The 19,301-nt window shown below is 61.5% G+C and carries 19 protein-coding genes; 10 read left to right on the top strand and 9 right to left on the bottom strand.

Annotation, left to right across the window (positions count from 1 at the left end; genetic code table 11):
• The first annotated feature begins 55 nt into the window (after positions 1–55).
• From RBB84_RS12430 to RBB84_RS12415, 4 genes are all read left to right on the top strand, one after another.
• A complete protein-coding gene (locus RBB84_RS12430) occupies positions 56–697 on the top strand; it encodes a 3,4-dihydroxy-2-butanone-4-phosphate synthase (protein ID WP_350247605.1) in 642 nt (213 codons plus the stop codon).
• Between the two features lie 119 nt (positions 698–816).
• Complete coding sequence (locus RBB84_RS12425; RefSeq protein WP_350247604.1) at positions 817–1,980, top strand: acyl-CoA dehydrogenase family protein; 1,164 nt, start codon at positions 817–819, stop codon at positions 1,978–1,980.
• Between the two features lie 76 nt (positions 1,981–2,056).
• Positions 2,057–2,446: a nuclear transport factor 2 family protein gene (locus tag RBB84_RS12420; protein ID WP_350247602.1), complete on the top strand. Its 390-nt coding sequence runs from the start codon at positions 2,057–2,059 to the stop codon at positions 2,444–2,446.
• A gap of 139 nt (positions 2,447–2,585) precedes the next feature.
• Entirely contained in the window at positions 2,586–4,304 is a 1,719-nt protein-coding gene (locus RBB84_RS12415) for an FAD-dependent monooxygenase (RefSeq protein WP_350247601.1), read from the top strand.
• A 512-nt stretch (positions 4,305–4,816) separates the two neighbouring features.
• Here RBB84_RS12415 and RBB84_RS12410 read toward each other — a convergent pair.
• The 4 genes from RBB84_RS12410 to RBB84_RS12395 form a co-directional block, all read right to left on the bottom strand.
• Positions 4,817–5,806, bottom strand: coding sequence for a hypothetical protein (locus RBB84_RS12410; protein ID WP_350247600.1), 990 nt, complete (start codon positions 5,804–5,806; stop codon positions 4,817–4,819).
• A gap of 387 nt (positions 5,807–6,193) precedes the next feature.
• Positions 6,194–7,279 carry a hypothetical protein gene (locus RBB84_RS12405; RefSeq protein ID WP_268966357.1) on the bottom strand — a complete coding sequence of 362 codons (1,086 nt, stop codon included), beginning with the start codon at positions 7,277–7,279 and terminating at the stop codon, positions 6,194–6,196.
• A gap of 371 nt (positions 7,280–7,650) precedes the next feature.
• Entirely contained in the window at positions 7,651–7,995 is a 345-nt protein-coding gene (locus RBB84_RS12400; RefSeq protein ID WP_039583914.1) for a helix-turn-helix transcriptional regulator, read from the bottom strand.
• The gene (locus tag RBB84_RS12395; protein WP_037217518.1) at positions 7,979–9,130 is read right to left on the bottom strand and encodes a tyrosine-type recombinase/integrase; all 1,152 of its coding nucleotides are present in this window, start codon (positions 9,128–9,130) and stop codon (positions 7,979–7,981) included. Before RBB84_RS12395 ends, RBB84_RS12400 begins: the two co-directional genes overlap by 17 nt.
• Positions 9,131–10,077: 947 nt before the next feature.
• Between RBB84_RS12395 and RBB84_RS12390 the strand changes: the two genes are divergently transcribed.
• From RBB84_RS12390 to RBB84_RS12380, 3 genes are all read left to right on the top strand, one after another.
• A complete protein-coding gene (locus tag RBB84_RS12390; RefSeq protein ID WP_138941586.1) occupies positions 10,078–10,323 on the top strand; it encodes a hypothetical protein in 246 nt (81 codons plus the stop codon).
• A gap of 765 nt (positions 10,324–11,088) precedes the next feature.
• Positions 11,089–12,393 carry a winged helix-turn-helix domain-containing protein gene (locus tag RBB84_RS12385; protein WP_350247599.1) on the top strand — a complete coding sequence of 435 codons (1,305 nt, stop codon included), beginning with the start codon at positions 11,089–11,091 and terminating at the stop codon, positions 12,391–12,393.
• Positions 12,394–13,096: 703 nt separating this feature from the next.
• Positions 13,097–13,672, top strand: a complete 576-nt coding sequence (locus tag RBB84_RS12380; protein WP_350247598.1) for a recombinase family protein — start codon at positions 13,097–13,099, stop codon at positions 13,670–13,672.
• A 166-nt stretch (positions 13,673–13,838) separates the two neighbouring features.
• Here RBB84_RS12380 and RBB84_RS12375 read toward each other — a convergent pair whose 3' ends face one another.
• Positions 13,839–14,462: a hypothetical protein gene (locus RBB84_RS12375; protein ID WP_350247597.1), complete on the bottom strand. Its 624-nt coding sequence runs from the start codon at positions 14,460–14,462 to the stop codon at positions 13,839–13,841.
• The gene (locus RBB84_RS12370; RefSeq protein ID WP_350247596.1) at positions 14,459–15,262 is read right to left on the bottom strand and encodes a hypothetical protein; all 804 of its coding nucleotides are present in this window, start codon (positions 15,260–15,262) and stop codon (positions 14,459–14,461) included. Before RBB84_RS12370 ends, RBB84_RS12375 begins: the two co-directional genes overlap by 4 nt.
• Before the next feature lie 516 nt (positions 15,263–15,778).
• Between RBB84_RS12370 and RBB84_RS12365 the strand changes: the two genes are divergently transcribed.
• A complete protein-coding gene (locus tag RBB84_RS12365) occupies positions 15,779–16,015 on the top strand; it encodes a hypothetical protein (protein WP_350247595.1) in 237 nt (78 codons plus the stop codon).
• 350 nt (positions 16,016–16,365) lie between these two features.
• On the opposite strand, the gene RBB84_RS12360 is transcribed toward RBB84_RS12365, so the two are convergent.
• From RBB84_RS12360 to RBB84_RS12350, 3 genes are all read right to left on the bottom strand, one after another.
• Positions 16,366–17,271, bottom strand: a complete 906-nt coding sequence (locus RBB84_RS12360) for an abortive infection family protein (RefSeq protein WP_350247594.1) — start codon at positions 17,269–17,271, stop codon at positions 16,366–16,368.
• Between the two features lie 80 nt (positions 17,272–17,351).
• A complete protein-coding gene (locus tag RBB84_RS12355) occupies positions 17,352–17,837 on the bottom strand; it encodes a GNAT family protein (protein ID WP_350247592.1) in 486 nt (161 codons plus the stop codon).
• 87 nt (positions 17,838–17,924) lie between these two features.
• Complete coding sequence (locus RBB84_RS12350) at positions 17,925–18,644, bottom strand: DUF2510 domain-containing protein (RefSeq protein WP_350247590.1); 720 nt, start codon at positions 18,642–18,644, stop codon at positions 17,925–17,927.
• Between the two features lie 225 nt (positions 18,645–18,869).
• Here RBB84_RS12350 and RBB84_RS12345 point away from each other — a divergent pair, with 225 nt between their 5' ends.
• Together RBB84_RS12345 and RBB84_RS12340 are read left to right on the top strand one after the other, a co-directional pair.
• Entirely contained in the window at positions 18,870–19,046 is a 177-nt protein-coding gene (locus tag RBB84_RS12345; RefSeq protein ID WP_350247589.1) for a hypothetical protein, read from the top strand.
• Between the two features lie 42 nt (positions 19,047–19,088).
• Positions 19,089–19,286 (top strand): hypothetical protein, encoded by a 198-nt coding sequence (locus RBB84_RS12340; protein ID WP_350247587.1) that lies wholly within the window; start codon positions 19,089–19,091, stop codon positions 19,284–19,286.
• Positions 19,287–19,301 lie beyond the last annotated feature (15 nt).

The raw sequence follows: 19,301 nt of genomic DNA, 5'->3' as shown, positions 1-19,301 counted from the left end.
GCGGTCCCCACCCGACCGATGTCGTCCGGCGCCGACCCCTCGAGGAGAGACTGCCATGACCACCTTCATCACCCGTCCCGCGCCCGCGTATTCACATTGGTCGACCACAGCCGACGCCATACGTGCTCTCGCACGCGGAGAACTGATCATCCTGCGACACGGAGACCGCCTCGCGCTCGTCGGATGTGCGGGCACCATCACGCCCGAACAGATGGCCTTCGTCGTCCGCTACAGCACCGGATTCGTCCAGGTGGCTCTGCACGAGCGAGACTGCGACCGACTCGATATCCCCGAAGCCGTCCCGAGCTCACGCACACCGACAGCTCCGGCATGCGGCCAGTGCGTCGCCGTCGATGCGGCGGACGGAATCACCACCGGAATCTCCGGAGCCGACCGAGCCCGCACCGCCCGTGTGCTCGCCGACCCGCGCACCGGCGTCGACGATCTGCGCCGCCCCGGACACCTGGTGCCCGTACGGGTGAATCCGCATGTTCTGTGCGGGCGGCGAACAATGGCTGCGTCTGCCCTGGCGCTGACGGATCTGGCCCGACCGGGCTTCTCCGGTGCAGTCTTCGCCGATCTGGACGGCATCACCGACCCGACGAACACAGCTGCCGTCCACGACGCCGAAATGCTTGCCCACCTGCACAACCTGGTCTTGGTAGACCCCGACGAACACTCCACACACACCCGCTGACCGTCCCATCGGAATCCGAACCGTTTCGACCGGAACGGTGCCACCTACCACCGCAGTGCGACGCGGCATCGAGCCGCACCGCCGAATGCTTGCCACCCCCTTCGCGAAGTGAGGAAAACATGGACATCACCACCGAACAACTGATGAGCCGCGTCAACGACCTGGTACCCGTCTTCGCCGAACGTGCGCAGAAGACCGAGGAGAACCGAGCTCCGCTCGATGAGACGATCACCGATCTCATCGACTCGGGTGTCCTCGCCACTCTGACGCCGAAAGCCTACGGTGGACTCGAACTCGGTCTCGACGTCGCCGCCGATATCGTCCGTGCGATCAGTGCGGCGTGCCCGTCGACCGGGTGGGTCACCTCCTTCTATATCGGTGCGGCGTGGCGCGTGAACATCTTTCCCGAGCAGGCGCAACGAGAAGTGTTCGCCGACAAGCCCTACACCCTTACTGCGGGCACGGCTGCACCCTTGCGCAGTGTGACGAAGGTCGACGGTGGCTACCGCATCACCGGTCAGACCGCCTGGAATTCGGGATCGGCGCATGCCGAATGGTTCACCTTCGCAGGAGTTTCCATCGAAGAGGGTCGTCCGCCGGCGCCCCTGTGGTTCCTTGTTCCTCGCAGCGAGGTCAAGATCCATGACACCTGGTACATCTCAGGAATGTCCGGGACGGCCAGCAACGATGTTTCCGTCGAGGATGTGTTCATCCCCGACTACCGGACCGGACCGTTCGATCTCGCCTTGGCCGGGGCGGCACCGGGCATGCTGCTCCATGACAACCCGATGTATCACCTGCCGTTCATACCCTTCGCCATGGCAGAAGTGACACCTGTCGTCGTCGGGGCCATGCGTGGGGCAGCAACCGCATTCACCGACCGTACTCGCCAGCGCCAGGGCACTCTGAGCCAGGAGAAGGCGTCGGCCAAGCAGGCCGTGCAGATGCGCCTCGGGCGGGCCCTGGCCGCAGCCGACGCTGCTGAGACGCTCCTGCACGCCTTCTTCGACCGTCTCACCGCAAACCGACCCGAGCAGTCGGACGTGCGTGATCGCGCCGAGATGAAGCTCAAGGCAGCATTCATGACGGACCTGTGCCGCAATGCGCTCAACGACATGGTGCGGGGTATCGGGGGCGACGGGTTCCGCACCGGTTCGCCGATCCAGAGATTCCATCGCGATCTGGGAGTCCTTGCAGTGCATGCCTTCCTCGACATCGACACCGCCTCGGAAACGATGGGTCGATTCACTCTCGACCTCCCCGTCGCCGACCCGCTGCTCTGACAACTCGAGCCGGTGTACCGAGAGTCCGTCGAGTGCGGCATGGACCAATGGCCACTCCGAAAGAAAGCGAAGGATCATGACTGTGAATTCCTCTGCATCTGATGCCACCGCGCTCGAGATCACTCGTGATCTCCTCCATGCGGCAGATACCGACATCGTCCGCTTCTTTGAGTACTTCTCCCCGGGCTGTGTCTTCCGGATGGGCAACAACGACCCTGTCGAGGGACGTGAAGCGATCCAGCAGTGGGTAGCGGCCTATCTGGGATCGGTGGCCGGAATGAAGCACGCCGTCCTCGAAGAGTGGGTCGACGACGATGTCGCCGTCGTCCGGGTGGAGGTGACCTACACGATGAAGAACGATGCCACGTTCACTCTTCCCGCCGTCACCCGAACCCGTATTGCGGACGGGTCGGTGACCGAATACATGATCTTCATGGATCCCGGTCCTGTCGTCGCTGCTTCCTGACCCACGAAACACAGCTCGGAGCATCACCGTCGGCGCCGCCTTCGTAGTCGGTGCCGGCGGTGACATCACTTCTGTATCCCCGTAGGCGCAGTCCTGCTTCCAGTTCGCGCCGGGATGAATACTTTCGAAAGGAATTGCCATGAGTAACCAGGAAAGTCGCGACTCCCGAACGTCGCAGAGCGACACCGCTTCGATCGACGTATCGACTCGTCGCCCGGTGGTGATCTCCGGCGCGGGCCCGGTGGGGATGATCCTCGCCCTCGAACTGAGTCTGCACGGAATCCGCAGCACGCTCGTCGAAAGAGCACCACAGACGACGCAGTTCCCGAAGATGGACCTGACCAACGCACGCAGCATGGAGCTGCTCGATCGTCTCGGTCTCGTCGAGGAGATTCGCGCGGTCGGTGTCGCTCCCCAGCATTCGCACGACGTCGTCTTCTGCACCTCGATGGCAGGACCTCAGGTGGGGCGCTGGCACTACCCCGGCGTCGACGAGATGTCCCAGTGGATTTCGTCGAAGAACGACGGCACCACCCCGGCCCAGGCGTGGCAGCGAGTGACACAGATCGAGGTCGAGAAACTGCTCATGAAGCGGTGCCTCGCCGACCCCGATATCGAAGTTCTTCGTCCCTGGCGCGTCAGCGCCGTCACCCAGGACGACGACGGCGCCCGAGTCGAGATCACCTCGCTCACCGACGCCACCGTCCTCACCCTCGAAGCGGACTACGTGGTCGGCTGCGACGGTGCCTCGTCGGTCGTGCGCCGCGCCATGAACCTGAACATGGAAGGCGAGCGAGGAGTAATCACCTTCTGCCAGGTGCACTTCAAGTCCCGCGACCTGAAGACCCTGCACGCCCACGGTCAGTTCTGGCACACCTTCTTCGTCGGCAGCGGCGTCGGAGCCATCATCGCACAGGACGAACGCGACACCTGGACCCTGCAGACCAGCACTATCACCGACGGGGTACGCACCGAGGAGATCGACAAGCAGGAACTCCTCGACACCGTCTGCGGACGCCACCTCGAGATCGATGAAGTCCTGCAGAGCAGCATCTGGCATGCGAACGTGCTCGTCGCCGACCGGTACCGAATCGGTCGCCTGTTCGTGGCCGGCGACGCCGCCCACGAGGTCATCCCCACCGGCGGATACGGTCTCAACACCGGCATCGCCGATGCGGTCAACCTGGGATGGAAGCTCGCCGCGGTGATCCAGGGCTACGGGAGCGACGGTCTCCTCGACAGTTACGAAACCGAACGTCGACCGGTCGCCGTCATGGCGCGTGACTGGTCGTTCCGCCACCTCGGTGTGCACGTCAAGGCGCAGGAGCTCGCCGACCGTGCATTGATCGAGTCCGATACCGCCGAAGCCGAAGAGCACCGCCGCGTCCTGGAGGAGTACTTCACTGCCAACACCGGTGAGCACGAAAGCTTCGGGGTGGAAATGGGATACGTATACACCGCACCCGTGATCGTCTCCGACGGATCTCCCGTCCCCGAGAACGACGGTTCGAGCTACATCCCCACGACCGTGCCCGGCGCCCGGGCGCCGCACGTTCGGCTGTCCGACGGCCGTGCGATCCTCGACGCCTACCGGCACGAGTTCACCATCGTCAGCTTCATCGGCGAGAGCGCCGTGCAGAAGTTGGTGGATGCTGCTGCAGCAGTAGGCATGCCGCTCCAGGTACTGGCGATTGACGACACCAACGCCCGGTCGGTCTACGAAACCGACCTCGTACTCGTGCGACCGGACGGGCACGTGGCATGGCGTGGGCACAGCCTCCCCGATGACCTGCGCGCACTGATTGGCACGGTCACCGGCCGAGCCGACGCTTCCGCACCCTTGATCACCACATCCTGATGCCCGTTCCCGGACGATATGAGGGTGCGCTCCCGCGATTCCGCGTCACCCCATATCGTCCGGTCAAGGCGAGCGCGAAGGGTCAGGCCGGGGATGGCGTCGAAGCCGCGCCCGGTGTAGTCGATGCGTTCGAGCCGGCGGCCGCCGGTGCCGGGAACCAGTAGATCCACGGACAGGGGAGTGTCGTCCCTGGAGGGCGCCTCGTAGTGGTTACCCGTCACCAGCCGATAACCACGGGCGAGCAGCGCGGTGTGGAAGGTGGCGTCGGCCGCGGCGACGGTCTCCATGCCTGCATCGGCGTCGGCGGTGACCCGGGCAGCGGTGTCGGTGGGGTAGAGGCGACCGAGCAGGTGCACCATGTGCCCGCCGACGACCCGGTAGCTGCTTCCGGCTCGACGCCGCCGGTTTCATGGCCGAGGCGAAGGCCGCGGCCGCGGCGAGATCGGTCAACGCGCGCAGGCCGCGGTCGGCGGCATTCGACGCGGCGAGGATCTCCACCTCGGCCATAACGGTCATAGGGCGGCCTTGTGTCGGATCGTGGCGAGCACACGGTCGGCGGCCTCGGCGGCGTCGGGGCCGCCGGTGCGCAGCACATCGCCGGCGGTGATCAGGGGGTCGGCCAGCAGTGCCGGTTCGCTGATCGTCGCGGTGCGCCACAGCGTCGGGTCGGCCGGGACCTGCACGGCCAGGGTGTGTTCGGCCTCGGTGGCGGGACTGAAGCCGGCGGCGGTCAGGTCGACGAACCGATCGGTGTAGAGCATCGTCCGGGTCGGCAGCCGCCACGGGGCGTACACATCGGCCGCGGCATCGCCGCTGACCAACACCGGAATCTCCTGCTGGGCGCAGAAGTCGACTGCGGTGGTGGCCTGTGCGATCACCGGATCCAGGCCGTACCAGTAGGTTACGGCGCCCCCGGGTCCGGGATAGCCGGCCAGATAGTCCGCGAGCAGCTCCTCGGGGGAGGCGGCGAGCCAGCCGTGCCTGGTGCGCCGCACCTGCTGGAGCTGTTTGAGGGCGAGTGAGACCGCCTGCTGGGAGACCTCCAGCATCTCGGCGAGTCGGTGTTGGGTCTGCGCCGTGTCCGAGAGCAGCAGAATCCGGGCGAGGGCCCAGCGCACCCACGGTTTCCGTCCCCGCGCACCAGAGGTGGGGGCGGCCATAGGGGACAAGGCCCCGGCCACGTCGTAGCGCACACCGGCGAAGACGACCAGGTCCTGGTCCACGGCGATCACATCGACCTCGCCGTTCATCGCGAGAGTCCGCAGATGTGCCGTGGCGCGTGGGGTCACCACGAGTGCACGCCGGACCGGGTCCCGCGTGGTGAGCAGGCGGGTGAGGACCGTGGGGGTCGGTGGCCGCCGGGATGCCCGCACCCGGGTCGGCAACTCCCGGCCGTCCGGCAGGGTCAGGTCCCAGGCGTCGAGGGAACCGGAGGACAGGCGGATGCCGGCGCGGCGCAGCAGTGCGACTGCGCCGGAGAGAACCTGCGCTGTCTCGTCCATGTCACCCCTCGACTTCTTCGCTTGTTTTACAAGACCAGATGAAGAATAACGATTTATCTTGTATTGCCTGATAGAGAGTCAAAATGCGCAGCGATCTCCACTGCATACGGCCTTGGTCGGCCACGGAGATGTACGCGTGCAGGGCATGTCACGCGTGCCGTGCGTGCGGTGCACGCGTCCATTTGTGGGCGTGCAGGGTGCAGGCCATTCCGGCGTTAGCACTCAGCTTTCCGGCCTCGTCCCTGCTAACGCGTAGTGAACCTGCAGCTCAGCACCTGCGTGAGTGGCCGGCGCGGTGGGTTTGTCGCGTCTCGCAATGGTGGGCGCCACGGGGTTGCGTGGCGCGCAACTCGTGACGGTTTACCGGTGTGATCACGTGTTCGACGATCATGAGTTCTCCCGCCCAGAACGGTGAAGCGCAGGATAGGAAGCCCATGTCATGCCGGCTCGAGCAGCATGCGCCTCCAACGAAGCCGGCTTGAATCCGAGCGTTCGAGCCGCAACAACCGCCGGCATCTCCCGGACCAGATCGCGTATGGCCGCCGCCTTCATCGCACGCAACTCAACTCCATGCTTCCTCATCTGTTTCATCAGATAGTTGGCACTGAGCGGCTGGTCAGGGCAGATTCCGGCGAATAAGTAGGACGAGTCAGCGTTGCCTGCAGTGTTGATGTTAGGCCTGGACTGCACATAAAGTCGTAGTATTTCGTCGAACGGGTGGGGGACCTGCACGGGATGATCGCCGAAAAGAATCTCGATCACATCTTCTTTCACCGTAATGTCGTTGAGGGTGAGGCGAACCAACCGAGTGACGGGTTGACCGTAAAGAAGGAAAAGAATGGCGGCAGTGCGACAGGGCAGCGGAATTTCCGTGTTGTCGAGCAACTCTGCCATGAGGTTCAATCGCTTGTCCTGATCGATATCAGGTGATCGAAATACGGTGCTCCCTGGGAGATCGATTCGGGAAACATAGCCGTTGCGGAGCGACCATTTCATGAAGCTTTTCACACGCGTCCGTGTTGTATTTCCTGTAGCGAACCATTCGTCGATATGGGCCTGGCGGCATCGACTCAGCGAAAGCGACCTCTTCTCGAGCCAGTTCAGGAAATTGATCGCTACGGTTGTGTCCTGTTTCGAGGTTCTGACATGGCCCTCCCTCAAGCTTTTCTTGCCGGAGAGTTCCCGCAGCCTTCTCAGGTGATGCCACCGTGCGTACTGCCGAACCACTGTGGTGTGCTCGTCGTTGAGATCGCACGCGTCCATCGTGCGCTCGAGCCACCGAGTATAAAGTTGCAGGTTCGGATCCCTGTATTCGAGGACGCCTAATTTCGTCAAGAGTTGATGCAGGTGCTTGACCTTCGCGTATTCGCCGTAGCTCTCGAATGTCTCATGCTCGATCGGCGACTCGCCGTGAGCCAGACTGCGGAGAACCTGCCGCACATGCCCGTTACGGAGCCAGATCATCGCGCTCATGGGTCGCGGCTGCGCGATGACCGCCTCGTAGAAGGGAGTGAGCTCCTGGCACAGGCTTCCGGACCCGTCGTCCAGGAGAATCGACAAATCATCTGTCACACAACAGCGGACACACATCTGGTGACGAAACAGATGGTCCTCGTTCCCACATCGAGTGCAGTAGAAGCTTCGAGGTATCTCTGCGCAATCCGAACAGATCGGCCGATTATCCGGGTCCAGGCCCGGCAGGAGTCGTTCACGGGAGCATCCCGGGCACATTCCACGTTTCCCGATTGCACGGTGGTAACACCGGCTGCACACCACGCCCTCCGGCCACCGCCAGTAGACCCGAACATGACGATCGCACCGGGCGCATGGAGTAGCTGACATGTCTACTCCGCCGGACGGATCCGTGCCCGCTTCGGTCTGATCGTGCTGTTCAAATCCACTACGCCGCCACCACCACCGCCGCCGGCTGCCGTGGCTCTGCGGCTCGGGGTCGCCTCGATGCGGAACTGGCACAGATCTTCCACCGAGCAGTCGAGCGCATCGCATAGTGCGCCCAGCAGGGCCAGAGACATTCGATCCGGTCGATGGCCGAGCATTCGATACAGCTGAGACGGGGAGAGGTCGATTCCGCGCTCGACCAACAGCGGTATGAGTTCCGAGATATTGTTCAAACCCCGCGCTGCCATAATTTCCCGGAGGCGCCACGAATATTCAACTCGTCGATTCACGGTTCCTCCTTTCGTGCGAGCCCTGTCGGACCGCTCGTCCCGCAATGCGCTCGAAGGCGTTCTGGACAACACGTGTGCGGTAGTCGGATGATACGTGCGTGTAGATCGATGTGGTGCTTGCGTGTTCGTGCCCGACTTGCTCCTGCACGAACCGGGCCTCATAACCGTATTCGATGAGATGGCTGACGTAGGATCGGCGGAGCGAATGAAAGTCGATGCCCGAGGCGAGACCGAGCTCCTTGCGGAATTGGTTGAACGTGTTGGATACCGAGCCCAGTGCGATACGGCTGCTGCGTTCCGTGCACCACAGGGCAGGGTTGTCCTCGTGTGATACTCGGGGTCGAATATCCTCGATCCATTGGACCAGACTCTCGACCGCCCAGTCCATCTCGGGAACGGTCAGGACACTTCGACGCTTCGGTGGGGAGCCTTTCATCGCCTTCCCGTACCGCACGTACAGAACGCCGTATCGGCCGAACGAGGGAGCTTTCGGATTGAATCCGAAGTCGATCGTGTCGAGCATACGAAGTTCGTTTCTGCGAAGTCCCCAGGCGTACGCCACCTTGAGCAGCACCGCGTCCCGAAACGCTGGGATGGCTCCTTTCCTTCCTTGGGTCAGGATGCGTTCGACACGATTGTCGGCGTGGTCGAAAAGGTCCTGAACTTCCTCCCAGGTCAGGGCTCGTTTCTTCGGTCGAGCGATCGCGTCCTGGGTGTGGCGGGCGGTGTTCCATTCGTGGCAGACCTGGGTGGGGTGAGTTCCGAATCGTTCCTCGCATGCTTCGGACCATCCATATGCAGGATCGACGAGATACGCCAAGAACGCCCGCAGTGCCAGTTGATAGCCCAAAAGTGTGCTCTGCGCCAAGCCGTGGATCGCCCGACGCTGCATGAAGAATTCGTCGACATCGGCAGCGGACCATTCCCACGGCTCACTGCCTGCAAAGGCGTGAAAGCGGCGGACGATCGCCTCTCGTGCGTTGACGGTACCGAAGCCCAGATTGCGACTGAGTTGCTGGTTTCGCCATCCGTCGAGCATGGCCTGAAAGACCTGCTCTTCGGGTCGGAGCAGTGCCACACCGTCGGCAAGGTGCAGCGACGCATCCCCAGGTCCACGGCGATCCGAACGACCCATGGAAACCCCCTCGCATTGTGCGCGAAATATTCGCACATAATGCGAATGCGGGTCAAGGTCGCCAGGTCAGAAGGGTGGGGAGGATCCACTGACCGGGTGATATGCCCTCGTGCGAGCATGTGACATCCGGATTCGGCGAGGAGGCGGAGCGCGGCAGACGGGTGGGGAACCCGCAGCTCAGCGCCTGCGTGAGTCGGTCGACACGGAGAGGCTGTCGCGTCCCGCCATGTGGACGTCACGGGTTCGCGTGCCGCGCAACTCGTGACGGTTAATCATGGATAACCCAGATTATCCATCAAAATCACGTCGAGGAAGCTGCTCTACGGCACGGAAGCGACCGTCTCCGACATGGCCACGACGTCTGCGGTCGTGTGCCGCGTTCTTGGTCGTCATACCGCCGCCTGGGATGGTCCTGTCGTCGCTTCCAGGTGTCGGTCATTGCCGAGGTGGATCAGGCATCCGAGTCGATCGACGCGCGTCCGGACTGACAGAACGATGACCGCGGATCGCTGGTTCGTGCCGACAGGTCGCGCAATCGGACGAGCCGCCGCGGCGCCTTCATCCGCGGTGAAGACAGGTGGTCGTATTCGCACCACATGCGATGGCCAACCTGCTAGTTAACATAACGAAGGTTATCGGCACTGCGTTGACCTGCGAATACGCGGAGAAACCCACGAACTCCTGCCGACGTTGTGGCAGTCTCCCTCCGCGAGGAGAGCCGGTGAGGCGACGCTAGTTGTGCCCGATCCGCGTGTTATGTGAGCGTCGTGAGACGTCACCTGGTATTAAGGACGGACGCTCAGGTGAACCTCCGCAACGTCTCATGTCGCCGACCTTGTCCCAGAGCGTCGTCGTCCCGACAGGGATTTCACATAGGTAGCAGAAAATTTCCGCAAGTGCGGCGTGTCTGGAGTGACAAAACAAGACAAGCTGACATGATCTGCGGCATGTCCGAATGTGTCCGTCGCCGCCGAGTGGGGCGCCCAGCGCTGCCCTACACGCCCGTGCAGATGAATCTCCGCGTGCACCCCAGCGTGCGCCGGTTCCTGCACGCCGAAGCGGAACGCCGAGGGCTCAACGCCAACACGTTGCTGATGGAAATCGTTGCGGACGCGATGGGAACGACAGTTGCTGACCTGACTGCCGCAGAGGCACAGGAAGAGGAGGGCACCCAGATCCAACGCAGCGCCTGATCGAGTAGATCGGCCCATACAAAAACGAAACCCCCGGCGTGCCGGCCAGGGGCTTCGAAATAAGTCACGTAGAGGAGAAGCGCCAACTTCTCGTTCCTCTACCTCCCCGAAGGGACACTCTTGCCTGAGTGGTCTCAGGGTAACCCACACCCTGAAAAAGGTTCAATCAAATCACCGCGTGTCGCGAGCGATTTCAGGACAGTCACCAAATGCTGTCCCCCCCAAACGCCGCAAACAAGTGATCTGCGTCTCGTACAACACCTCTTCGAGGTGTGTACTCGTACATGGTCACCGCGATCTCGCCTGCGCCTTGATCCGCAAAAGACACACAACTACCTGGCTACATCCTCAATTCCTGCCTCAGCGCCGGCCGTCCCTTGGGCAATACATCTTGCTGACGGGCAGGGTCGCTTCCGACTATTGGCCTTCGACTTCGACAGCAGTCGCCATGGGCCGGACGTAGCTACTACCGATGCTGACCGACTTTGTTCTGTTCTCGACCAGCTAGGTGTCCCCCATCTACGCACCACATCAGGCCCCTCGGGCGGACAGCATGTATGGCTACGACTAGCACACCAGGGCGCAGCCGCAGATCCAGTGCGGCAACTCGCCCACGCCCTGCGCCAGCACTATCCGAGCCTGGATCCGACTGCACTCAACAACCCAGCAACGGGGGCAGTGCGACCACCTGGCTCCCCTCACCGCCACGGGGGCCGCTCACTCCCCCACCTACGTGGCCCAGCTCTGGACGACGCGTTGGCGCGCATGACCGTAGGGGCACCCTTGGACGTGGTGCAGTGGCTCCTGGCACGACACCCACATGCTCACCCACCCGAACACAAGCACCGCCGCGCTGTCCGAATCATCGAAGACTCGGCCGGGCCTCGTCTGGACCGACCCCGACGACACCTGACAGTCCGCACTCAGTCATTGCTCGCCACCGATCCCCCACCGGGGAGCGATAGATCAGCGCTCGCCCACAGCATCCTGCTCGGCATGGCTACAGCCGGCCAGACCCTTTCCGACGTCGAAGCAGTGCTCGCATCAGCTCCCGGGCTCATCCGCCTACGTGACGATCGGGACCGAGGCCGAGACGATACTGCTCGGCAATGGCGACGTGCTGTTGAGACAGCCGCCCAGTTCACCCCTGTAGTGCTCGATCAGCACGAATCGATCGACGATGAGCTCGACCAGATCGAAGCTGCAGTGACAGCAGATCCCACCCGCTGGGCACGTCCCGGCGGGGCAAGCGACGAACGCATCCTCCACGCGCTGATCGTTCTCGCTCGTACGGCACGCACGCGCACACTGGATATCGACGTGCGCAGACTGTCCGAGGCAGCCGGTATCGACGCGTCCACAGTCTCGCGTCGACTCCGCGTGCTGGCTGCAGAAGGCTGGGTTACGCGCGTACGTCCAGGAGTCGGTACCCGTTCAGCCACCTGGAAACTTAATCTTCTCGCTTCTACTGCAACACAAGGGGAACCCGCCCCCGCCTCTACTCCTAGCCTCTCGTCAGCCTTGCTCGCCCACCACACTCACGACGTCTGGTTGAATTATTCAGGTCTCGGTGCGGTAGCAGCTCGTATCCACTGGACAGTGCAAAGATTCTGGAAAACCATTAGTTCCGCTCGCGGCAGAAAATCTCTTTCAACCTTGGTCTCGGAGCTTACGGGCTACACCACGAAGACAGTCGCGAAGACTCTCCACACACTGCGAAAGTGGCGACTCTTACCACCTCTTCCGGCTTCCTCGATTGAGAACCGCATGGACGACGTGGCATCGACCCTTGGAGTGCGAGGGGCTACGGCCCGCAAGGTATACCGTCACTTGGTGGATCGGGAGCTACATCGTTGGTGGCTTGAGGAACTCGAATGGAGGACTCGACGCGGTAAGAAACGGGGCGTCCCTGCCACCACACCCAGCAACCTCACTCTCCCAATTGAGGCAAGCGCACGTATGAGGTACGGACGATTCCCGACAACATCGAAGGGCCGTGCAGACTATCGCTCAGCACGAATGATAATTGTCGACTTGCTGACTGAGACAACAAGCCTGCAAGCTGCCTAAGCAGCGGTTTGAGGCCTCAGAACGGGGTCGGACTCCCCCATGTCCTAACGTCCTGTCGGGTCCGGTAGTGGGCACCGCTCGGTTTTCGCTCTGCACAGGGGGTTGCACGACTTCGCCGCAATCACCCATGAGCTGCTGCAACTTCCTTGCGCGACTTCCGAGGTGTCTGCCCACACTGGCCTCGACTCATACGCGCGGCAGGAATGGGCGACGGCAAATTGCCTTCGCCCACAGCCGGGCTGCCCTCATGGACCGAGCCATTGCACTGCATCTCGTCGAGGAAACCCTCGACCGAGTATGTCGGCTCGCCGAGACTCTGCGTACGCAGCAGTTCGCAGCCCAGGCCGATGGCGATCGATGATCTGTACCGGCGCCTAGCCGGAGCGGTCCTTGCTGCGGCGACCGCAAACACCACCGTAAACGAGCTTCAGATCGCGGCTGAGAATCTTCCCTCCTAGCGCACATACCTGTCCGCTGCGCAATGGGGACGAAAGGCCAGAAGTCTCGACCGGGGAGCAAGATGTAAGAACTGTGCTGCCGCGCCGACCAAAACGCGCCGGCTTGCCACCCGAGATGACTGCTGATTACTTCCGCGAAGCAGCACCGAGACTGCGGGACTCGTGAAGTGAGTATTTCCCTCTACCTGGGATTACACCTCGGGGAGTCTTGTTAGCGACATTGTTGAGTGAACTACAGTGGAGGAGTGATCGGATACGCCCGAGTTGGTGATGCAGAGGACCAGGACGAGCAGCGTAGGCAGCTCGTCACCCTCGGGGTACGACCGGAGCGCGTCCACTTCGACGCCGGGTTGCGAGGCACCCGGCACCGACTGCCCAACCGTGATGCGCTGCTCAAGGAGCTGACGTCTGGCGACACTGTAGTCATCACCGGGCTCGAACGGCTCGCCCGTTCCGCGGCCGAACTCGGCGCGGTCACCGCCGTGATCTGCGATCGGAAAGCGCGCCTGCGTGTCGGCGGAACCGTCTACGATCCCGAAACACAGGCTGGCCGAACCGCATTCGAATTGTTCACCCGCGTCTTTCCCGACTTCGAGGCAGGCATCTACAAGCTGCGACTGACCGGACCACGCGAACGAGCCAAGGCCGCAGGACGATACCCGGGCGGACAGCCGAAACTCACCGCTGAACAACGGCGCCAGCTCTACGATCTGTACATGTCCAGCAGCGAGACGGTCGCCCAGCTGCAGGAACGCTTCGGCCTCAGCCGATCAGGGGTGTATGTGCAAATTAACCGTGAACGAGACCGGCAGGAAGGCTAGGTCAGTGGCTGTCGTCCAGTCCGGTCAGCTTCAAAGTCTGCTGGCAACCCTTCCTTCGGGTAGCGCTTCGTCGGGAATGATCCTCTTTATCCGAGTGCTCTCTTTTTCCGTATAAATATATGCGTTTACATATTTGATGAGCAGCTTGAACACTCACTATTGGAAACTATTGCGTTGGTCGTTGGAACCGTTTGAGCTTCTCAAGCAAGTCCTTGTTAAAAACTTTTCTTCCCAGCTGTCCCAGCTGTCCAAGCTGTCCGAGAACGACTTTTGCCTTTTGTGTGGATGGAGGCTCCCAGAACATGACCCAACTCGTGGCTTCTAATGTAGCGCCGGAGATCCTGCCGTCCACCATGCCCGCCGTATCGGCGGTCAAGCACCAACGCCCATCGCTGGTCACGGAAGACTCAAGATGGAAATTATCGATTGCGTAAAGCCATTCCGTATTCCAATCTCCGATGTGCGGGCCTTCGCCTTCCACTATTTGGATACTATGAAATCCACCAGCAGTAGAATGAACAATTGAGCGTTGTTCGGGATGTCGTTCGGGATCGTAATCTTTTATAATGAGATTGGTAGCATACGTTGACGTATTGCGTTTAATTTTGCCCGTCGCCCAGCTAAAACCCGCCCCAAGTTGAACTCGGACGACAGCCAGTGTGTTGTAGGGAGGGGGGCCGGCGATTGGAATGCGGATGACCGGTTGACTGGCGAACCGTGGGTACTTATAGGTAAGAAATTCGTACGTCGCAAGGCCAGGATCTAGCCCTCCGAACGGATCGCCACTCATTTTGGTCCCCTATAGACGTCCACGCGGAAGTCCACGTTGGTTCGTGATGGGTTGGCGACACTGAGGTTCACTACGTCCCCACCATTTTGCTCTGGAAAGGTGACATATTTCACGCCGGGAGGAAATCCAACCGGCTCTACCGTCACCTTAAGTTCGATTCCCTTTGGGCAGCCAGAAATTCGGTAGTCTGCCAGGTATTCCCCATCGGTAAGGCGGACGTTGACTATCTCGCCGGCTCCTATCGGTTTGAGGGTCTCATTCTCATAAGCGAAGGTTGTCGAAGAACCGGCAAACTTGGTGACGGTTCGTTCGTTTAGCGTAACCCTCAACAACGGGCCAATCGCCGACGCGGTCAAAGCAGATCCCGGCGGAGTAAAAACACCAGGCTTCCATCGAATTTTGCCGGATATCTCTGTCGTAACCACTCGCGTTGTTAGCACCACCTGATAAGAAAACCTATAAAGGGACGATGGTTCACCAAGCAGGGCGAGATGCACGATCAGGATGAGTTCACCTGCGGCGTTGACCTCCCATCGCGCGACATCCGACGCGAAAACCCAGGAAGAATCGTCGTTTCTAATGCTAGCTAGCCCAACATGTATAGTCGCTGACTCCACGTTGCCTGCCTGAACGCGAAGATTCACACGACAGTCGGTTTGGTGCAATTCGTCTGAATCGACGCTCCAGAATGGTATTGCGATCCCAGACAAGACCATTAGGCGGCGGCCACCGATACCAAGATCAGCGTCAATTACGCTGTGTCCCGAAACCTGATTCACGTTCAAAACATCGAGGTCCATGGCATGGTCCTAGGGTTGGCTGGACTAAGTATGGGACAATCGAGGTATACATAGCAACACCTAAATTCGATTCATCCGAGTTGGGACCTTTGGCTTAGGGGGTCTGTTCGAACCCAAGTGGGTGAGAATTTCCAGTTCGGTGGCCGAGGGTTGCGCTGGAAAGTCCTCGACGGCACTGTTGATGGGATGAAGGGCGAGCAGATGCCGCAGTAAGCCATTACGTTGTCACCTCTTTCCGCCGCATCAGCGCTTGATTCGTCTGTCGATGGATCTCGGCCGCCTACTTTAGGTAACGTCGAGTTCCTGCTGGTCGGCGGTTACTGTTGACTGATCCTATTTAGTCCCGCTCACGGAAAGCGCTCGCCCGATGGCTCCACGATCCGGATCTCCATGGGGATCCAGCGTAAACGCGACCGGCAGGGGACTACGCTTGATCGCTATCCTTCGGTCCGGCCAGCCCCAACGCCGCCTGCAATTGACGAGCGTCCAGGGCTCAGGGCTCACGAGGCCTTGCAGATGCTCGCCAGCGGCGAAATCGACCGCATCGTCACCCCCAACCCCGACCGACTGGCCCATGAGCTCATCCAGCCAGAAGCCATCCTGTCGGTGATCTGGGCCTACAGTGGCGAGGGCCTCACCGCCGACCGCGGCGAGCACCTCGCCGACGAGAATGACGACTTGATGCGCACGTTCGTCCGTCAGGCCGTGGGCGGGCCGCTCACCTTGAGCGTGGCCTCATCGTCAGGTGCCTAAAATCCGGCCGGCGCGCCAAGGCCGAGCGAGGCGGCTATGCCACCGGCGCCGCCTAAGGTCAGCAGGCGGTTGAGCACGGGCTTGCCGAACACTCCGACGAGGCGGTGGTCTTGGAGCAGATGCGTGGCTTGGCACGCCGAAGCTGTCGGGGTGTGCGAGATGGCCCGCCGCTTCAACAATGCCGGTGTCCGATCGAAAAAGGGCGGTCGATGGCACCCGACCACCGTGGCGCGCTGGTCGATCCCGAGGCCCACGCCTGCGCTGACTGGCAGTCGGCCGCTGCCCGACGTGTCTACCGAACAGGTCCGCCGGGACCGTGCAGGCTGCGTACTTCAGCGTCGCAGCAGGGCTTAGGGTTGGACTTCCTCCCACAAGCCAAACAGGTACTCGCAGATGGTGACCGCAGAGTTGAACGCGAGTCGTGCTTCCCGCGGTGTAGCCGACGGAACCCTCCCCGACCCGTGTCCGGTCCCTGCGGTATTGCGAAGCTCGCCGAGGGAATGAACCGCTCCCGCCAGCTGTCGGATGATCTTTGTTGCGGCTTCGCTGGCCTTGACATCTCCGGGTACTGCTGATTTATCCAGGTCCAGCGCGTTAACCACCGCTTTGAACTTCTGCCCCAGATTGTCGGAAGAACCAACTATGGCTCCCCGAGCGTTGAGGATCTGCGCACACACATCCTCGACGAGTTCCTTACTCGAACCGATCGCTTGGCTGGGATCGGTAGTGATCGACTGTTCGATCCGCTTGAGATGGAGCCGCAGTGACTCCGGATCACCGAGCGTCGCGCTGGAAGCAATCATCGACGGAGGCTGCGGAGGGTGGTAGTTCGTGGTGCTGCGGTAGCTGAACTTTGTCACGCCGGTGGGGCTGTCCTGCTCGAAGAGCTCGTATCCGCAGGGAGCAAGGAGCTGATTCAACACGGGGAGCAGTGCTTCTTTGTGGGATTCCCGGCAGACATGGGGGTGAAGCCTGCGGGCGACGAATCGAAGCACAACCTCATCTGTGCCAGTAAGGAACTCGAAACGGGGGTCGGTAAATACCCAGCCCCTGTCCTCAAAGTCATTGAAATCAAGGTGCTGCTTGATGTCCCTGTGCGCTGTACGGAAGCGGTAGTCATGGCTCGGGAGGGACTCAAGGTCGTACAAGCTGCCGAGAAAGGAAAGCTCGTCTGTCCCGCCACTCCAGCCCCACTCGGTCAGGAGCTCTGCAATCTCACGGCGAGTCTGTTCATCGATCTTCTTCGTAGGAGTCACGAGGACTTTAGTATCACGATCTGTTCTGAGACCGAATTGCTTGACTCGCCACTCGTCGGAGGAACGTGGCCGGTGCAGTATCAAGACGGGCGGCGAGTGCATATGAAGTCCCTGTCAGATCCTTCTCGCAGGACAAACCCACTCTTTTCTATTGCGCGCACGCTCCGGGTGTTGTGCGGAAAGACCCTGCACGAAAAGGTCTCGAACTGGACGAAATCCGAGGCTTGGAGCATCTCTCGAAGTATCGCCGGACCGATTCCCTTCCCTTGGCGGTGGGGGTTCACTTGGTAGTCGAATGACATTTCCTTCGGGCCGCCCCTTGCCACCTGCCCGATCAGGTAGCCCGCGAGGTTGGCGTCGGTGTCATACGCACCCCATGCGTACTGGCCCGGACTCGGGAAGTCTGCGTGGTCCTTCAGTTGCCTGAATGTCTCGTCGAACGTCCATGGAATCCCCATCAGCGCTTCTCGCTCCTCAAGGCCATCCCACCACCGTGCAACGGTCGCACGGTCGGGGTGACTCTTGTCGAAGGGAAGCTCGCGCAACTGCACCTCAACGGGTTCCACACAGACGATCGTAGGAAAGCCCCTGACGGATGAGGGCGGAGCGCCCCCGCGTTGGGGAGCTTCCGCCCTCATCCGGTTTCACATAGATCAGCCGCGCGTCAGTTCAATCACGCACGCATCCGCGGCCTGCACACGCTCATCCCCAGGCGAGATCCCGAGTGCGTCACTCGCTTTCGTCCACTCTGTGGTGTTGCGGGCTCCGCCAGTCGATGCGAACGGCATCGAGTCCTGGACGATCCACACATCCGAGCGGTTCTCGAACTTGCCGTCCGGACGCACAGTTGAGGCGCCGATGAACAACAACCCGTCGTCCTCGATCACGACCGCGTTCTCCAAGGCGAGGGACGAGTCCGAGAGCCCGGCGGCGATCCATTCGACCATCGCCGGATCGGCCGGGGCGCACCGCGGATCGGAGAACTCGGCCTTCACTGGTACGGCCGGCACGGGCGTGGTGGTTGATATTGTAAAGCTGGGAGCCGTTGTCGAGCTTGGTGTCCTTGTCGTGGTGGTGGGCTGGGTCGTCGTGGTGACAGGTGCCGCCGTTGTCGTTGTCGACGAAGCGCCAGCGGTTGATTCTTCTTCCTGCGGTCCCACGATGTTGCCGATGATCCCCATGAGCACGAAGACACCGATCACACCCCCGACGACCCAAGGCCACTTCCGAGCCTTTTTCGTTGCCTGGCCAGCGCCTTCGGACGCCGCGAACTGACTGTGGGGGCGTGTCTGATCCGTCCACTGCTGGCCATCCCAGTACCGCTCCAGATTCGGGTTTCCTGGGTCGGGATGCCAGCCGGCGGGGTGAGTCATATGGGTTCGTTCCGATCTGCGATGGAGTTGTTCGAGGGTTGTGTCGAGGTCGGCGGTCCACTTGTTACGGGGACAAGGTCCCGATCCTGTTCGGTGGGAACGGCTCGCGTGGAGGAGTTCGCTACAGAACTATCGCCGAGCCTATGAGCTACGACTGTCCTTGTGGTCCAATTAGCAATATTGCAAAATGTACAGGCAGCGCCGGTTGAGACAAGGGGATGCGGCATGGACGACGACCTACTGCGCACCGCATGGGAGATGAACGCCGACGGTGCCGATTGGCACGCGATCGGGCAGGAACTCGGCTGCACGCCGGAAGCTGCCCGACTGCTGGCGCAGCGCTACGAACGCGACACCGATGCCGAGGCCGCGAAGAGTCAGTTCTCGCTGTTCGACCTGTAGGCCGCCCCGGTGCCTAACACAAGCTGACGAAGGGGATGCGGCATGAGCTTTGTTGTGGTTCTGATGCTGTTCAACCTGCTGGCCACGGTGAGCGTGATCGTGTGCGCAACGCGCTCGTATCGCCGCTACGGCAGCACCGGGCGAGCGGTACTCGCAGGATTCGGGGGACTGATGATTTTGCCGGCGCTGTTCGTTCTGGCGACCACGGTGGCTACTTCTCGCGCCACCCGACTGCCGTAGTGAACGGCATCTTAG

This window comes from Rhodococcus sp. D-6 (assembly GCF_040256695.1).
Taxonomy (GTDB): Bacteria; Actinomycetota; Actinomycetes; order Mycobacteriales; family Mycobacteriaceae; genus Rhodococcus; species Rhodococcus pyridinivorans.
The sequence above is the reverse complement of the archived record's forward strand: the minus strand, read 5'-3'. Positions and strand labels throughout refer to the sequence as shown.

What these genes read in the sequence shown, in the direction of transcription:
- RBB84_RS12430 (WP_350247605.1), top strand. Translation starts at nt 56, where the DNA reads ATGACCACCTTCATCACCCGTCCCGCGCCCGCGTATTCACATTGGTCG.
- RBB84_RS12425 (WP_350247604.1), top strand. Translation starts at nt 817, where the DNA reads ATGGACATCACCACCGAACAACTGATGAGCCGCGTCAACGACCTGGTA.
- RBB84_RS12420 (WP_350247602.1), top strand. Translation starts at nt 2,057, where the DNA reads ATGACTGTGAATTCCTCTGCATCTGATGCCACCGCGCTCGAGATCACT.
- RBB84_RS12415 (WP_350247601.1), top strand. Translation starts at nt 2,586, where the DNA reads ATGAGTAACCAGGAAAGTCGCGACTCCCGAACGTCGCAGAGCGACACC.
- RBB84_RS12410 (WP_350247600.1), bottom strand. Translation starts at nt 5,806, where the DNA reads ATGGACGAGACAGCGCAGGTTCTCTCCGGCGCAGTCGCACTGCTGCGC.
- RBB84_RS12405 (WP_268966357.1), bottom strand. Translation starts at nt 7,279, where the DNA reads ATGAGCGCGATGATCTGGCTCCGTAACGGGCATGTGCGGCAGGTTCTC.
- RBB84_RS12395 (WP_037217518.1), bottom strand. Translation starts at nt 9,130, where the DNA reads ATGGGTCGTTCGGATCGCCGTGGACCTGGGGATGCGTCGCTGCACCTT.
- RBB84_RS12390 (WP_138941586.1), top strand. Translation starts at nt 10,078, where the DNA reads ATGTCCGAATGTGTCCGTCGCCGCCGAGTGGGGCGCCCAGCGCTGCCC.
- RBB84_RS12385 (WP_350247599.1), top strand. Translation starts at nt 11,089, where the DNA reads ATGACCGTAGGGGCACCCTTGGACGTGGTGCAGTGGCTCCTGGCACGA.
- RBB84_RS12375 (WP_350247597.1), bottom strand. Translation starts at nt 14,462, where the DNA reads ATGAGTGGCGATCCGTTCGGAGGGCTAGATCCTGGCCTTGCGACGTAC.
- RBB84_RS12370 (WP_350247596.1), bottom strand. Translation starts at nt 15,262, where the DNA reads ATGGACCTCGATGTTTTGAACGTGAATCAGGTTTCGGGACACAGCGTA.
- RBB84_RS12365 (WP_350247595.1), top strand. Translation starts at nt 15,779, where the DNA reads ATGCTCGCCAGCGGCGAAATCGACCGCATCGTCACCCCCAACCCCGAC.
- RBB84_RS12350 (WP_350247590.1), bottom strand. Translation starts at nt 18,644, where the DNA reads ATGACTCACCCCGCCGGCTGGCATCCCGACCCAGGAAACCCGAATCTG.
- RBB84_RS12345 (WP_350247589.1), top strand. Translation starts at nt 18,870, where the DNA reads ATGGACGACGACCTACTGCGCACCGCATGGGAGATGAACGCCGACGGT.
- RBB84_RS12340 (WP_350247587.1), top strand. Translation starts at nt 19,089, where the DNA reads ATGAGCTTTGTTGTGGTTCTGATGCTGTTCAACCTGCTGGCCACGGTG.